We start from the raw sequence: 14,775 nt of genomic DNA on the forward strand, positions 1-14,775 counted from the left end.
CACCTTTCCGAAGCACCCTCTCGCTTTATAATAACTAAAATTTGAAAATTGTAAAGCTCTTAACTCAAAATTATTAAGTAATCTAAAAAAAATTTTATAATCAAAAAACTGCTAGCATTAATCTAGCAGTTTTTCATTAAAATTTTACTTTCCAATAAGGGTAAATTAAATTCCCGCCATCTGCTGAATCCGTTTCAATTCCAATGCCCGCACTTCACGCGGTAAAAACCGCCGTATTTCATCTTCATTATATCCAACTTGCAGACGCTTTTCATCCATAATAATTGGTCTTCTCAATAAACCTGGATTTTTTTCAACTAACTCAAAAAGTTTTTGTAATGGGATATCATCCAAATCAATATGCAATTTTTGATAGGCTTTTGAACGCTTGGAGATAATCTCTTCCGTCCCATTTTCAGTCATTTGTAAAATTTGTTTAATTTCATTAATGCTTAACGGTTCGGAAAAAATATTACGCTCTTTGAAAGAAATATTGTGATCCTTCAACCACGCCCGTGCTTTACGACAAGAAGTGCAACTTGGTGATGTATATAGAGTAACCATATTTTTTCGCTCCTTTATGTTGAACCAGCTAACAATTAACATTGTCTACAAGTTTATTATACTACTTGTTTCAAAAAATTGATACCTTTTTTTTAAAAAAATCCAAATCATTTTTAAAAGTTTGTGATAAAAGTAATTATAAACCCTTAATTAGCATGAAAACCAAAGTGAAATTATTTTTGGGGGTCACAATCGATTATAATACACATAAGAAAAAAGTTTAATTAATCATAAGTTTTAATAGCAGCAAAGATTCTTTTAATTTTTCAAAGCCAATTGATCGCTACTTTTATTAATTTTGTGATTTTGCATGCTTCAACAATCCAGCCAATTCTTGTAATCGAATTCAAAACTGATGTTTCTTAAACATTTTATCACCACAGTCAACTAATAAGTTACAAAATAATTGGTCTTTAAACGCAGTTAAACTATAATCAAATTATAGCATAGTAATTAAAACGGTTGCGCAGGTTGGAGATGAAATTTAATGAAAAATTTTAATTTGACTTTTGGCTCGAAAGAAATTCTAAAACAAATTATTGTAGCTCATCCCGAACGACAGTTGAAACTGCTTATTTCATTAAGCGATAGGGAAAATTTTATGTTATGTGATTTTTCTGGTTTGCCAACTATTTTCAAAGCTGGTTTAAGTTATCAAATAATTGAACAAAAGTTTGTCTGGTTAGAAAAGAGTTTTTATTGTTTCGATTACTTCAAACTTAATACCATTGAGCAAAAAGAATTCCAATCGTTAAAAAGAATTTTGTTAGATAACTTGAATAATTATCTTCTAGGTCAGCAATCACAACATGATTTTGAATTTGTAATTATTTCTAGTTGGCAAACCTTGAAAGATTATCATCACTGGAAAAATCAGCGTTCTTTCTGGGAAACCAAAACGGAATTCTTAAATAGTCAATATACAAGAGTTTTCAAAGCCATTTAAAAAAGGAGTCACTATGAAAAAAACAGATTTAGGATTTACTAACGTTCAAAAATTAGCTCCAGCAATTATTGTTGATTTACGTTATGCCTCTTCCAATAATTTTACTCACCAAGTAATTTATGATTTTAACATTGCGATTGCTCGGACCGGCACTGCTAAAAAGTTAGCCAAAGCTAGTCAACTGCTGCTGCCAGCTGGCTATCGAATTAAAATTTGGGATGCTTTTCGTCCAGTAGCTGCTCAAAAAAAGCTTTTTCAGGTTTATCCCGATCCAACTTTTGTTGCTCAACCTGATCCCAACTTCAGTCACCAAAAGGGGGTGACCTTTGACTTAACTTTAACTGATTTAGCAGGAAATGAATTAACAATGCAAAGCGACTTTGATGATTTTTCAAAAAAGGCCCACCGAAATTATCCCCGAACTGCTCTGCAGGAAAAAAATTATCAGTTATTAAATCAAGCTATGCTAGCAGCCGGATTTATCGGTTATTCGGATGAATGGTGGGATTATCGTGATAAACAAATGGATGAATACCCACCATTACAGGCTAATCCAACTGATTATGCTTAATTAAAAAGCAATTGGAGAAATTAATTTTCCAATTGCTTTTTTCTAGTATTTTAAAGAAGTAACCCTGATCCTATCTTAAGAGCCGATTCCACAAAACCAGCTGACCTGTTTTTAATGACTTTTGGACATCAATTATCCGTTGATTGGAACTTCCCCGAAATTGCAACGTCAAATCTTTCTTAGTCAGTTCAAAACGACCATCAACTAAAATATCAATCAATGACAAAAGTTCTAATTTATCGGCTGAGTCCTTTAACAGTTCATCCCAATAATAACCACTCCAGGACCAAACATCCTTGGTTCGGCCATAAACTTCCCTTAATCGCTTAACAAGTCGAAGACAAACCTGCGTATTCAAAAACGGTTCACCACCGAGCAAAGTTAGTCCCTGACAATAAGGTTGCCCAAGATCTTTAATGATCGCATCTTCTAAGTCTTGAGTATAAGGAGTTCCATAATGAAAACTTTGAGCAGCTTTATTATAACAGCCTGGGCAGGCAAATTTGCAACCACTGACATAAAGACTGCAACGTACTCCTTCACCATCAACGAAATTAAAGGGCTTGTAATCAGCAATATACTGCTGACTTAAATCGCTAGCCAACCATTCTTTAGGCCGCGGATTACGTGGTTTGCGAATACTTTTTGCTTGTTTGGGCATTTTCATCATCCTTAATTGAATAAGTTTTTCGCACGAGAAGCAATTTCAACATGACGGCCATGAACCATCGGACGAACTAACGGATTTCCTAAGTAACCGCAAGTTCGTTTGACACAATCACAAGTTTTAGGATCATGATTACCGCAAGTCGGGCACTCAAATCCCTTTTCGGTCGCTTTAAACTCACCTTCAAACCCACATTTGAAGCAGTGGTCGATTGGTGTATTAGTTCCTAAGTAACCGACTTTATCATAAGCCCAATCCCAAACAGCTTCCAAAGCTTTCGGATTCTGCTTCAAATTTGGGTATTCACAATAATGAATAAAACCACCTGAGGCATACTTAGGATATTCCATTTCAAAAGTAAGCTTTTCGAATGGTGTTGGATGTTTGCGAACATCATAATGAAAACTGTTAGTGTAATAATCTTTGGCAGTAATATCTGGAATTCGGCCAAAGCGTGCAGAATCTAACCGACAGAAGCGATCAGTCAATGATTCACTTGGAGTTGAATATAAACTAAAATGATAGTCGTATTCATCTGACCATTCAACACACTTTTCTTTCATTCGCTTAACAATTTCAAGAGTAAACTTATGAGCTTGCTGATTATGTTCCCAGTTAGGTCCATAAAAGACTGTTCCAACTTCGTACAAGCCAATATAACCTAAAGAAACTGTTGCTCGCCGATGTTTAAATAGCTGATCAACGTCATCTTCAGGTTTGAGACGTTTACCAAAAGCACCATATTCATACAAAATTGGAGCATTGTCAGGTTGAGCTTGTTTAACCCGGTTAACTTTGAAAACTAATGCTTCCTTGCAAGTTTGCATTCGTTCACTAAAAATCTCCCAGAAAAGCTGTTTATTTCCTCGAGATTCAAGGGCAATGCGTGGTAAATTAACTGTCACAACGCCCAAGTTCATCCGCCCAGAGTTAACTTCTTGACCATTTTCATCTTTCCAGCCCTGTAAGAAGCTCCGGCAGCCCATTGGAACCTTAAAGCTACCAGTAATTTCCTTGATTTTATCGTACATTAAAATATCTGGATACATCCGTTTGGTTGCACACTCAACGGCTAATTCCTTAATATCATAATTAGGGTCTCCCGGATGTAGATTTAAGCCCCTCTTCAAAGTAAAAATCAATTTTGGAAAAATGGCGGTCCTTTTTTCTTTGCCTAAACCAGCAATCCGAACTTTAAGAATTGACTTTTGTATTTCACGTTCGATCCAAGAAGTTCCAAGCCCAAAACCAATGGTAGTAAATGGTGTCTGACCTTGAGAAGAAAAAAGCGTATTGATTTCATATTCTAAACCTTGCATTGCATCGTAAATATCCTTCTTAGTCCGCTCAACCGCAAACTTCTGCCGCTTTTTGGAATCATCAATATAGCCCGCGGCTGCCTTAAGATGTTTAGCATAATTTTTCTGAGCAAAGGGCGCTAATAATTCATCAATGCGATCTGCTGAACAACCACCATATTGACTAGAAGCGACGTTAGCAATAATTTGCGACATCTGTGCCGTAGCTGTTTGAATAGAATGTGGACTTTCTACTTCAGCATTTCCAATTTTAAAACCATGATTCAACATTTCTTTAAAGTCAATCAAGCAGCAATTGGTCATCGTACTCCAAGGAGTATAATCTAAATCATGGTAATGGATATCGCCACGTAAATGCGCCTTGGCAACATGTTCCGGCATCATTTTTAAGCCCAATGTTTTAGCAACTGCACCTGCCGTCAAATCTCTTTGTGTATTAAAAACTCGACTATCTTTATTAGCATTTTCATGAACTAAAGTCGGATCTTTTTGTTGCAATCTAACCAATCTACTTGTTGGATCAGTTGCTTTTTGCCATTCAGCCTGACGTCGTTTATGTTCTTCAACAAAATTAGTAGCTTGCTGATTAAGTCCCAACTTGTTCATGGCCACAACCATTTCACGATAAACATCAGCGGCAGTAACTATGGGACGATTTAAATTTTTTAAAATCTCATTAATTACTTCTTTTTGCAAAGCACCATTAACTTTTAACTGGTTTAAGACTAAACCCAACTTATAAGCAGCAAATGGGCGTTTAGCACCATCTCGCTTAATCAAAACTGTTGGCACTTCAATTGCTTTATTTTTCACTTCAACTACCTCTTTCGGTGCCATTTTCGTCCCCTCCATCTATTCTTTAGTAACTTCATTCTATATCCATTTCCGTTCAAAAACAATATATATTGTTTATTAAAGTTTGACATATACCATATATTGTGTAAGATAGAACTTGATTTAAGCCAATCACTATCAGGTTTTGATAATGCTCAAACTTTCGCAAGAAAATTTAATTTATCCTAAATCTGGTCAAAATTTAGTTAAGCGTTATAATAAATTTAATGATTTTTGACAAAGGAGCGATTTATTTGGAAGTCAGACTAGATGAACTTGAAAAGAAAGTTATCACTGGAGCAAGTGAGCTGTTGCAAGCTGCGCAATTAGAAGCTGGTGATATTTTTGTGCTTGGTTGTAGCACTAGCGAAATTCAAGGTGATCGAATTGGCAAAAATTCAAACCTTGAAATTGGTCAAACAGTTATCAAAGCTTTATTATCACTACTTAAGCCACAACAAATCCAACTAGCAGTTCAAGGTTGTGAACATCTTAATCGTGCTTTGGTCGTCGAGAAAAAAGTTGCTAAAGCTAATAATCTTGAAATTGTTTCAGTTTATCCAGCGCTTCATGCTGGTGGAGCAGCCCAAGTGGCAGCCTTTGAATACTTTGAAGAACCAGTCGAAGTTGAACATATCATTGCCCAAGCTGGAATGGATATCGGCGACACCTCGATTGGAATGCAAGTTAAATTTGTTCAGATTCCTGTGCGAACTTCAATCAAAGAAATTGGCGCTGCCCATACTACTTATTTAAGAAGCCGTCCAAAATTGATCGGTGGTCAAAGGGCAAAATACCAGTGGGAGGATCCTGCCAAAAAATAATCAAAAAACCAGCTATGAACAACTTAACTTGTCATAGCTGGTTTTTTGATTCACCCCAAATTAATTAGGATCTGTCACCAGTGAATATGTTAGCGTTGGAAATTCTTTCTTTAATAAATTAATAAATTTTGTTTGCTGTTGCCGATAATGATTGCCAACAGCCAACAGATCAATTTCTCGGCGAGAATCATCAATTACAGTTGTTGGCCGCAAAATTTTGATCAGCAAAAAAGTTGCCGGTAAATCATCAAGTATAAACTGTGGCCATTCAATTACACTGACACCCCTGCCATTAAAATATTCCTCCAAACCTAGATCACTGCCACCAGTTTCTTCAAGGCGATAAACATCTAAATGGTATAATGGCATCCGGCCTTGATGATACTCATTCACAATATCAAAAGTTGGGCTCTTAATTCGATGATTGATTCCCAGTCCACGCGCCAGGCCCTTGGTAAAAGTCGTTTTGCCAACACCCAAGTCACCTTTTAACAAGATTACATCATTTGGCTGAAGCAATCTTGCCAGTAATTGCGCAATTCGTTGTGTTTCTGCAAAATCTTTCGTCAAAATTTTCAGCAAATCTGCTCACACTTTCATTCCTAATTATTAATTGCCTGCATGGCCGTGATCACAGCCACTTTATAGACATCATCTTCACTCGCACCCCGGGAAAGATCTGAGACTGGTTGATTCAAGCCTTGCAGAATTGGCCCAATTGCTGTAAAGCCACCCATACGTTGAGCAATTTTATAACCAATGTTACCAGCTTGCAGTTCTGGAAAGACAAAAACATTTGCTTGACCCGCGACCTTAGAATTTGGAGCCTTTTTAGCAGCGACGTTAGGAACAAATGCCGCATCAAACTGCAACTCGCCATCAATTCGTTCAGCTGGCGCTAGTTGCTGAGCAATCTTGACAGCCGTGGCAACTTTGTCAACAACCGGTGATTGGGCAGAGCCCAGCGTTGAAAAGCTCAACAGTGCAATTTTGGGATCAATCTTAAATAATCTCGCAGTTTTAGCACTTTCAACCGCTATTTCGGCTAATTGCTGCGCATCTGGATCGATATTGATTGCACAATCAGCAAACAAATAGCGTTCTTGACCACGAACCATGATAAAAGCCCCACTCGTCCTGGAAATGCCCGGTTTGGTTTTAATAATCTGTAATGCTGGACGGACCGTATCCCCAGTTGGATGAACGGCACCAGAAACTAATCCATCAACTTTACCCAGGTAAACTAGCATTGTTCCAAAGTAATTAACATCCCTTAACAGCTGACGAGCTTGCTCCGCAGTGTTTTTACCTTTTCGCCGTGCAACAAAAGCTGCAACCATTTCATCAAAAGCTGCAACCGGGTAAGCCGCCGGATCGATCGTTTGAATTTCAGCCGGTAACGTTTGCCCCGCACATTTTTCAATCTCGCTTCTTTCGCCAAGAATGACTGGTTGTAGAATTCCATCTTGAGCTAGCCGAACGGCGGCCTTAACAATTCTGCTATCATTTCCTTCTGGGAAAACGATTTTTGCGGACGTTGTTTTAACCTTTGCAATTAATTCTTCAAAAAGATCCATTATTTTTCCTCCCTGACATTTTTTAGGCAGCTTCAATTATTCGACTTTCCCAGGATCAGCTGGTAATTGCCAGTCAATTGGCTTTTCACCCATCGCCAACAAAGCAGCATTCGTCTTCGAAAAAGGACGTGAGCCAAAAAATCCACGATTAGCCGATAACGGACTAGGATGAGCTGATTTCAATACAATATTGGTTTTAGTATCGATCAATTTGATTTTTTCTTGAGCTGCTTTACCCCAAAGGATAAAAACTACTGGCCTTTGGCGAGTTGATAAAGCAGTAATTGCTTGATCAGTTAGTTGTTCCCAACCTTTTCCATGATGAGAAAATGCTTGGCCATCACGAACTGTCAAAACTGAATTCAGCAACAAAACTCCTTGATCAGCCCATTTTTTTAAATAACCATGAATAACTGGTTTAATTCCTAGATCATTTTCCAACTCTTTATAAATATTAATTAATGACGGCGGTAACTTCACCCCTGGCAATACTGAAAAACTGCAACCATGTGCCTGATGTGGGCCATGATATGGATCCTGTCCAAGAATGCAGACTTTAACCGCGTGAAAGGGAGTCCATTCAAACGCTTGAAAAATATGATACATATCAGGATGTATCTGCCGCGTAGCATATTCGTTCCTTAAAAAATCATGTAATTTTAAATAATATTTTTTTTCAAACTCCGGGCCCAAAATTTCCTGCCAATCATTATGAATGAACGTTTTCATAATTTCACCTCAAATTTATTTTAACATAAAATACTTTGTTTGCGGGGTAACAAATTACTTTGGCTACTTAAGAGAAGGTGCTAAAAAAAAACACGTTTTCATGGTAGAATAAAGTAAGAGTCTACTATTATTAAGTGAGGGATTGAAAATGATCCAAATTATAGCTTCTGATATGGATGGAACCCTATTAAATGACAAGATGACAATTTCTCCTGAAAATGCGGCTGCAATCAAGCAAGCCCAGGCTGTCGGCGTCCATTTTATTGTTTCATCGGGACGACAATACAATGAAATTAAGCCATTGATCCAAGCAGCTGGTATTAATTGCCCGATGATTACTTTAAATGGCGCACAAGTATTTGATGAAACTGGGAAACTTTTGAGTTCTGCTCCGATCAGCAGTCAATTAGCAACCAAGATTATGCATTTTTTAAAGCAACAGAAATTGTATTTTGAAGTTATTACTTCACAAGGAATTTATTCTGATAATCGTTCCAAACGGATTGAAAATTTTGCTGAACTCCTAACGCGCATTAATCCAGAAACACCTTTTAAATTAGCTGTTTCATTTGCCGCAGCCAGAATGGAACTGATGAAAATCAACTATACTGACGATTACTTTGAATTGATTGACACACCACATTTAAGGATTTACAAAATTGTTGCCTTTAGCAATGAAGGGAAAAAAGTTCTTGACCCAATTAAAGATAAAATTAAAAAAATCGATTCTTTAGTAATTACTTCATCAGCTGCCTCAAATCTTGAGATCAATCAAATCAATGCGCAAAAGGGAATCGCCTTACAAAAATATGCTGATCAATTAAATATTCCCATGGATAATGTGATGGCAATTGGTGATAACAATAATGATCTCTCAATGATTCGGGTTGCTGGCGTAAGTTATGCCATGGATAATGCTATTGAGAGTGTTAAACAAGCTGCCAAACGCTTAACCGTTTCTAATCTTCAAAATGGGGTGGCTGTTGCCATTCAGCAAGTTTTAAAAGAAGGATAAGTTAATTCAAAAAAGGGGGCGTCGACTATTGCGTACACTTTATGCCCGCAAGTATCGGATGTCTCATCAAGGCGCGACAACTATAACTGACAAGAATTTTGCAACCGTTTATTTAGTTGTCGGCAAATGGGGACGCCATGGTGATGTTTTATCTGTCTACGCGATATCCGGTGAACTCTTGGCTGAGATTCGCCAAGTTGGATTTGGAATTTTCCCGCGCTTTAATTTGTATTTTAAACACCATTTTATCGGCAAGTTACGTAGATATCACTTTGGCAAAAAGGATCTGTTAGTTGTCAAAGAATTAAATTGGTTTGTTGTTGGCGATATTTATTCACTTAATTACAGAATTTTTAAGGGACGGACACAAATTATGCAGTTGAACGAAGTCCTGCTTGCTAATGGTCGTTTCCTGCAGCTTAAAATTGATTCAATTCATCATGAACCAATTTGTTTGTGTATTGTCGCAATTTTGAATTACTTTGCCCAAAAACCAGTTGGAAAAGTGAAAAAAATTTATGAAATTAACTTTAATTTTGATTAGGAAGTGTCTTTTATTTTGCTAATTCGGTCTGCTAAAAAAGATGATGCTATTCAAATTGTGCCGCTTTTTACAATTATTTTAAATGAGATGGAGTTACCATCATTAAAAACCATTCCGGCTGCAAAACTAACTTATGTCATCGAAAAGTCTTTTGCATCCCCACAATATCGTGGCACCCCTGCTCAAACACTGGTCGCCGAAATTAATGGTAAAATAGCCGGCTTTGCTTGGGGATATCCCGATGAAAATGAACACCAAGTTGATGAGGTTATGCGATCTTTCTTTCCTGAAGTTGGCTTACCCGCTAGTACCCAAATTTTTGATGATGATGAGGCTTTTTCAGCTGAATGGTACTTGGACTCAATTGCTGTCTCGCCTGAATTTCAAGGACAAGGAATTGGAACTGCTCTGTTGAAAGAATTACCTCAAATAGCCAAAAATTTGGGTAAAACAAGAATTGGTTTAAACGTTGATTGGGCAAACCCAAAGGCCAATAAGTTATACCACAAGCTGGGCTTTATTAAAAATGGGACGACTAAATTAAGTCAACATAAATACGACCATTTAATTTTAAAACTAAATTAAAAAAGCTGTTCAACTATCAGATTTTGAATAAGTTGAACAGCTTTTTTATTAGTTGAGAATTTTAACCGTAACCGTTTTTCTGCCCCAACTTGAAGCTTGCTGAACACTTGAAAAGTGCAAATCAATCAGATTACCCTTAATTGCTCCGCCAGTATCGCCTGCAACTGCTACTCCATAACCAGAAACCCAAAGTAAACTTCCTAAGGGGATCACGCTTGGATCAACAGCCACGCATTTTGGATTCTCACTAAGATTAATTCCTAAAGCACTATAATTACTAGCACCAGCTTCCGCACTCGAATACCCAGTTGCTTGCATTGTCAAACTTTTACCATTACTATTATTAACTTTATCCGTACTATTTGAAGTTGACTGAGCTGAAGACTGGTTCTGATCACCAGTAGTTAAACTGCTCGTTTGCTTAACTATTTGATTCGACGTTTGTTGTGAAGCACTCGTTGAACTTTGAGCTGCTTGTTGTTTTGCTAGCATATTTTTAGCCCAAGTAACTTTATTAGCTAGTAACTTTATCTCATTTTGATTATCGGCAATCATTTGCTTTAAACTATTAATTGATTCACTCATTTTTGACTTGTCTATTGCCAATTCTTTAGCTTGTTCACTTTGCTGAGCTTTTAACATCGACAACTGCTTTTTGCTTGTTGTTAATTGTAAGACACTCTGCTTAACAGCTGCAAAACTTTCGTTGTATACTGCTTGTAATTTACTAAGCGCCATAAGGTTCCCAACCCATTGACTAAAGCCCTTTGAATTTTCAAGGAAACTTAGGCCACTTTGGGTACCTTTTTTCTGTTGTAATTGTCTTAACCGTTGTTTTGCTTCAAACATACGTTGTTTTTTCTCACTCTTTGCTCGTTGTAACTCTTGATTAGTCTTTATTAATTTCCGTTCAGTGATTTTCTGACGCTGATTAACTTTTGTTAACTGTTGATAGATACTATTAACTGAAGCTACCTTAGCAGCCAGCTGATTATTATTCTGATCAAGTTTATTCTTGGCAGTTGATTCTTGCTGCTGCAAATCACCAATCTTATCAGCCATAATCCTTTGATTAATTGCGCTTAAGCCCACAAAAGTCAATATAATCAATAAAAATTTTAATCTCCGGGTTTTACAACCTTGTTCTCGCATAAAAACGCCTCTCATATTATACATATCTTTTATAAAAGTTTTCTCGACATCTTATCTCTACCTCTAATTGATTATAATTATTAATTATTTAGCGAAGTTTGCATTCAAGTTACAAATTATTACTATCTAGTGTCAGAAAGTAAAAAAAAGAACCTCCTTTAGAAAAGTTCCTAAAGTGATTCAATAAAGTAGCTATCCGTAATTTTTTAAAACCCGTTGAATTTGTCGTTGCTGATCACGCCGCTTAATTGTTTCGCGCTTATCGTATTCATGCTTACCTTTCGCGACTCCCAGCAAAACTTTAGCAAAACCATGCTTGAGATAAATTTTTAAAGGAATTAAAGTAACTCCTTTATCATTCAATTGGTTACCCAAGCGCAAAATTTCTTTTTTATGCAATAATAATTTGCGATTACGTAATGGATCGTGATTAAATTGATTGCCTTGATCATAAGGAGAGATATGAACATTCATTAACCAAACCTCACCGTTTCTAATTTGAGCAAAGCCATCTTTCAAATTTACTCTCCGAGCACGAACTGATTTGATTTCGGTTCCTGTTAACACCATGCCAGCTTCAAAAGTAGTTAAAATATTATAATCATGGTTTGCTTTTTTATTTTGAGCTAATGGCCGATTCAAAGGCTGATTTTTCTTTAACAATTATCTCACCCCTCTCCCTTAATAAGTAAAAATCAATGCGATTTTTTAAACTTATCTTTAAACGGTTTAAAGCCCGCACGTTGGTTTGAATGGAAACTTTTTTTACCATTCCGTCCAGTTCGGTGATGATTATTGAATCTTTGACTCTGCTCGGAATTACCATATTTCTTCAATAAATTTGTCTTAGGTGCATCCTGTGGATTCAGAATTTTGAAGTTGACTTCCTTTTGATCAACATCAACCGACAAGAGTTTAACTCTGATTGGTTGACCAATTCTAAAGGTTCGTTTGGTTCTTCTGCCAACTAAAGCTAATTGTTTTTCCAAATACTCATAAAAATCATCATGCATTTCACTAATATGCACTAATCCTTCAATCGTATTTGGTAAAGCAACAAAAATCCCAAATTTGGTCACTGAACTAACAACTGCATCAAATTCTTCACCGACGTGATCAGCCATGTACTCAGCCTTTTTCATTGCATCTGTTTCTCGTTCCGTATCAATCGCTTTTCGCTCCATTTGTGAACTATGAACAGCGATTATTGGAATTTGATCTTTAACTTCTGCTTGAGCTGCCTCATTAATACCATTTTCTGAGTAATGCCTGATTAAACGGTGAACCAGCAAGTCTGGATAACGTCTGATTGGCGAAGTAAAATGTGTGTAATCAGCTGCCGCCAACCCAAAATGTCCTAATGGTTCTGGTGCATACTTAGCTTGCTGCATTGAACGCAACAGCATTGTTGAAACCATTGTCTCCTCTGGTTGACCAGCAACTTTTTTGATAATTCCTTGCAACATTTTAGGCCGAATGTCCTTCAATGATCCCTTAACTTGAATTCCAATGCTTGAAAGAGCTTCAAAAAATGACATCATTTTTTCCGGCTTAGGATTTTCATGAATTCGATAAATAAACGGAACATTCAACTTTCGAAAATGAGCTGCAACTGTCTCGTTTGCAGCCAACATAAATGACTCAACCATTTTTTCACCAATTCCTCGTTGACGCAAAACAATGTCAACTGGATGGCCCTTAGAATCGAGAATAATTTGTGCTTCATCATCTTCAAATTCAATTTCTCCGCGCTGACGACGCATCTTTTTCAAAACCTTATGCAACTCAGCCATCGTTTCAAACATTGAAACTAATTCTTGATAACGTTTAATTGTCTTCTCATCGTGCGACTCTAAAATATTATTAACTGCTTTGTATGTCATTCGTTCACTCGTCTTAATAACACTGGGAAAAATTTCATGCCGAACTACTTGTCCCAATGGATTAATTTCCATCTCACAACTCATTGCCAGACGTTCAACTTGAGGATTTAAAGAACAAATTCCATTCGAAAGCTTTGGCGGCAGCATCGGAATCACGCGATCTGCTAAATAAACCGAAGTTCCTCGTTTAAACGCTTCATCATCTAATGGTGTCCCTGGAACAACATAATGAGAAACATCTGCAATGTGCACTCCCAAATGAAAATTTCCATTTGGAAGTTTCCAAGCAGTTACTGCGTCGTCTAAATCTTTAGATTCAATACTATCAATTGTGACTAATTTTTGCTGCGTTAAGTCACGACGTCCACGTTTTTCCTCTTCAGTCACTTGATCTGATATATTTGCAATTTGCTGCATAACGTCTTCTGGAAATGTTGTTGGCAAATCATGTTGATAAACAACTTGTAAAATATCAATACCTGGATCGTTAACATTCCCAATAACTTTTGTAGCTATCCCCTTTAAAATTCCCGGTAAATGAGAATTTGGATAAGCTGTTATTTCAGCCAAAATAACTTCCCCGGTAACTGGATGCAAGCCTTGATCATTTACTAAGAAACGATAATGAGCTAATTTTTTATCTTTTAGCTTAATTTCACCAATGGTACTTTCATCATAATGTTGAGTTGGATCAATAAAAAATTCTCCAACAACATGCGTTAAAGCATGCTGCACGATGGCAACAATTTTCCCTTCTGGTCCACGACCAGTTTTTGAATCAGGTGCCTTCAATTCGGCAACTTCAACTTGATCACCATTTAAGGCTGCCATTGTTTGAGTGGGATTAATAAAATAATCCTGCTTTTCGGGATCAACACTGACAAAGCCAAAGCCCCGATCTGTCGCGTGAAACTCCCCAACAACCGTCAACATTGAATCATCCTTAGCAATGGTAAAAGCACCATTCTGATTCAAAATAACCTTTTTCTGACGTTCAAGTTTTGTAAGAGTTTGAACAATCAATTTAAACTGATCTGCTCGCTGCATCATTAAATCATCAGCTAATTCCTGGACTTGAAACTCTTGGTCAGGAGAGTTTTTTAAAATATTTAATAAACTTTCACTTATTTTTTCTTTATCCATTTAATTCCTCGTACTATTTCAAAATATTCATGATAAATTATTAATTTATTTATCAAAATTAAAACCCCCGGCAATTTTTAGCAGGAGGTTTTCGCTCAATGTGATGAAATAAAAACCAAAGCCAATGAAAGTGCAAAGAACAGAACACCTAAAACGACTGTTACTTTCTGCATAAATGCTTCAAATCCACGAGGCTTCTGTTTACTAAACAAATCAAGCGCCCCTCCAGAAAGTGCGGTTGCAGCATTATCATTTTTAGCTGGCTGCATCATAACTGCTACAATAATTAGAATTGAAACAATTATCAAGAGCGTTAATAGAAAATTGTACAAAGTCCTACCTCCTTTGAATGTAATCTACATCTACTATAATGTAGCATAAAAATTGTTCTTTTTCCAGTTTGAATTCCAGCCAAAAAAAAC

Annotated in this window: 16 protein-coding genes; 6 read left to right on the forward strand and 10 right to left on the reverse strand. The window is 36.7% G+C overall.

Translation table 11 applies throughout. The annotated features are described in order from the left end of the window. Window positions 1-165 precede the first annotated feature (165 nt). Window positions 166-564: a Spx/MgsR family RNA polymerase-binding regulatory protein gene (locus ON15_RS06630; RefSeq protein WP_010580707.1), complete on the reverse strand. Its 399-nt coding sequence runs from the start codon at window positions 562-564 to the stop codon at window positions 166-168. Window positions 565-1,051: 487 nt separating this feature from the next. Here ON15_RS06630 and ON15_RS06635 point away from each other — a divergent pair, with 487 nt between their 5' ends. Continuing rightward, a complete protein-coding gene (locus ON15_RS06635) occupies window positions 1,052-1,510 on the forward strand; it encodes a hypothetical protein (RefSeq protein WP_010580708.1) in 459 nt (152 codons plus the stop codon). A 13-nt stretch (window positions 1,511-1,523) separates the two neighbouring features. Next, window positions 1,524-2,081, forward strand: a complete 558-nt coding sequence (locus ON15_RS06640; protein ID WP_010580709.1) for a M15 family metallopeptidase — start codon at window positions 1,524-1,526, stop codon at window positions 2,079-2,081. Between the two features lie 70 nt (window positions 2,082-2,151). On the opposite strand, the gene nrdG is transcribed toward ON15_RS06640, so the two are convergent. After that, window positions 2,152-2,742, reverse strand: coding sequence for an anaerobic ribonucleoside-triphosphate reductase activating protein (gene nrdG / locus ON15_RS06645; protein ID WP_010580710.1), 591 nt, complete (start codon window positions 2,740-2,742; stop codon window positions 2,152-2,154). An 11-nt stretch (window positions 2,743-2,753) separates the two neighbouring features. Further along, window positions 2,754-4,904 carry an anaerobic ribonucleoside-triphosphate reductase gene (nrdD, locus tag ON15_RS06650; protein ID WP_010580711.1) on the reverse strand — a complete coding sequence of 717 codons (2,151 nt, stop codon included), beginning with the start codon at window positions 4,902-4,904 and terminating at the stop codon, window positions 2,754-2,756. A gap of 251 nt (window positions 4,905-5,155) precedes the next feature. On the opposite strand from nrdD, the gene ON15_RS06655 reads away from it, so the two are divergent. Beyond that, window positions 5,156-5,725, forward strand: coding sequence for a TIGR01440 family protein (locus ON15_RS06655; protein WP_010580712.1), 570 nt, complete (start codon window positions 5,156-5,158; stop codon window positions 5,723-5,725). A gap of 60 nt (window positions 5,726-5,785) precedes the next feature. Here ON15_RS06655 and tsaE read toward each other — a convergent pair whose 3' ends face one another. The 3 genes from tsaE to ON15_RS06670 are packed head-to-tail and all read right to left on the reverse strand — an operon-like array spanning window position 5,786 to window position 8,031. Beyond that, on the reverse strand, window positions 5,786-6,304 hold the full coding sequence (gene tsaE / locus ON15_RS06660; RefSeq protein WP_050999206.1) for a tRNA (adenosine(37)-N6)-threonylcarbamoyltransferase complex ATPase subunit type 1 TsaE: 519 nt from the start codon (window positions 6,302-6,304) through the stop codon (window positions 5,786-5,788). Between the two features lie 23 nt (window positions 6,305-6,327). After that, window positions 6,328-7,302 (reverse strand): phosphate acetyltransferase, encoded by a 975-nt coding sequence (gene pta, locus ON15_RS06665; RefSeq protein ID WP_010580714.1) that lies wholly within the window; start codon window positions 7,300-7,302, stop codon window positions 6,328-6,330. Between the two features lie 36 nt (window positions 7,303-7,338). Next, a complete protein-coding gene (locus ON15_RS06670) occupies window positions 7,339-8,031 on the reverse strand; it encodes a uracil-DNA glycosylase (protein ID WP_010580715.1) in 693 nt (230 codons plus the stop codon). Between the two features lie 148 nt (window positions 8,032-8,179). On the opposite strand from ON15_RS06670, the gene ON15_RS06675 reads away from it, so the two are divergent. Genes ON15_RS06675 through ON15_RS06685 form a run of 3 tightly spaced genes read left to right on the forward strand, consistent with a single transcriptional unit; the run spans window position 8,180 to window position 10,175 of the window. Beyond that, window positions 8,180-9,046 carry a Cof-type HAD-IIB family hydrolase gene (locus ON15_RS06675; protein WP_010580716.1) on the forward strand — a complete coding sequence of 289 codons (867 nt, stop codon included), beginning with the start codon at window positions 8,180-8,182 and terminating at the stop codon, window positions 9,044-9,046. A gap of 28 nt (window positions 9,047-9,074) precedes the next feature. Next, the gene (locus ON15_RS06680) at window positions 9,075-9,590 is read left to right on the forward strand and encodes an LURP-one-related/scramblase family protein (protein WP_010580717.1); all 516 of its coding nucleotides are present in this window, start codon (window positions 9,075-9,077) and stop codon (window positions 9,588-9,590) included. A 15-nt stretch (window positions 9,591-9,605) separates the two neighbouring features. Continuing rightward, entirely contained in the window at window positions 9,606-10,175 is a 570-nt protein-coding gene (locus ON15_RS06685) for a GNAT family N-acetyltransferase (protein ID WP_010580718.1), read from the forward strand. Window positions 10,176-10,223: 48 nt separating this feature from the next. Here ON15_RS06685 and ON15_RS06690 read toward each other — a convergent pair whose 3' ends face one another. From ON15_RS06690 to secG, 4 genes are all read right to left on the reverse strand, one after another. After that, window positions 10,224-11,327, reverse strand: coding sequence for a 3D domain-containing protein (locus ON15_RS06690; RefSeq protein ID WP_010580719.1), 1,104 nt, complete (start codon window positions 11,325-11,327; stop codon window positions 10,224-10,226). Between the two features lie 192 nt (window positions 11,328-11,519). Next, a complete protein-coding gene (gene smpB, locus ON15_RS06695) occupies window positions 11,520-11,990 on the reverse strand; it encodes an SsrA-binding protein SmpB (protein WP_010580720.1) in 471 nt (156 codons plus the stop codon). Between the two features lie 32 nt (window positions 11,991-12,022). Continuing rightward, window positions 12,023-14,353, reverse strand: a complete 2,331-nt coding sequence (rnr, locus tag ON15_RS06700; RefSeq protein ID WP_010580721.1) for a ribonuclease R — start codon at window positions 14,351-14,353, stop codon at window positions 12,023-12,025. Window positions 14,354-14,448: 95 nt separating this feature from the next. Further along, on the reverse strand, window positions 14,449-14,685 hold the full coding sequence (gene secG / locus ON15_RS06705; protein WP_010580722.1) for a preprotein translocase subunit SecG: 237 nt from the start codon (window positions 14,683-14,685) through the stop codon (window positions 14,449-14,451). Window positions 14,686-14,775: the final 90 nt, after the last annotated feature.

Origin of the sequence: Liquorilactobacillus vini DSM 20605 (genome assembly GCF_000255495.1) — a bacterium.
Classification (GTDB): domain Bacteria; phylum Bacillota; class Bacilli; order Lactobacillales; family Lactobacillaceae; genus Liquorilactobacillus; species Liquorilactobacillus vini.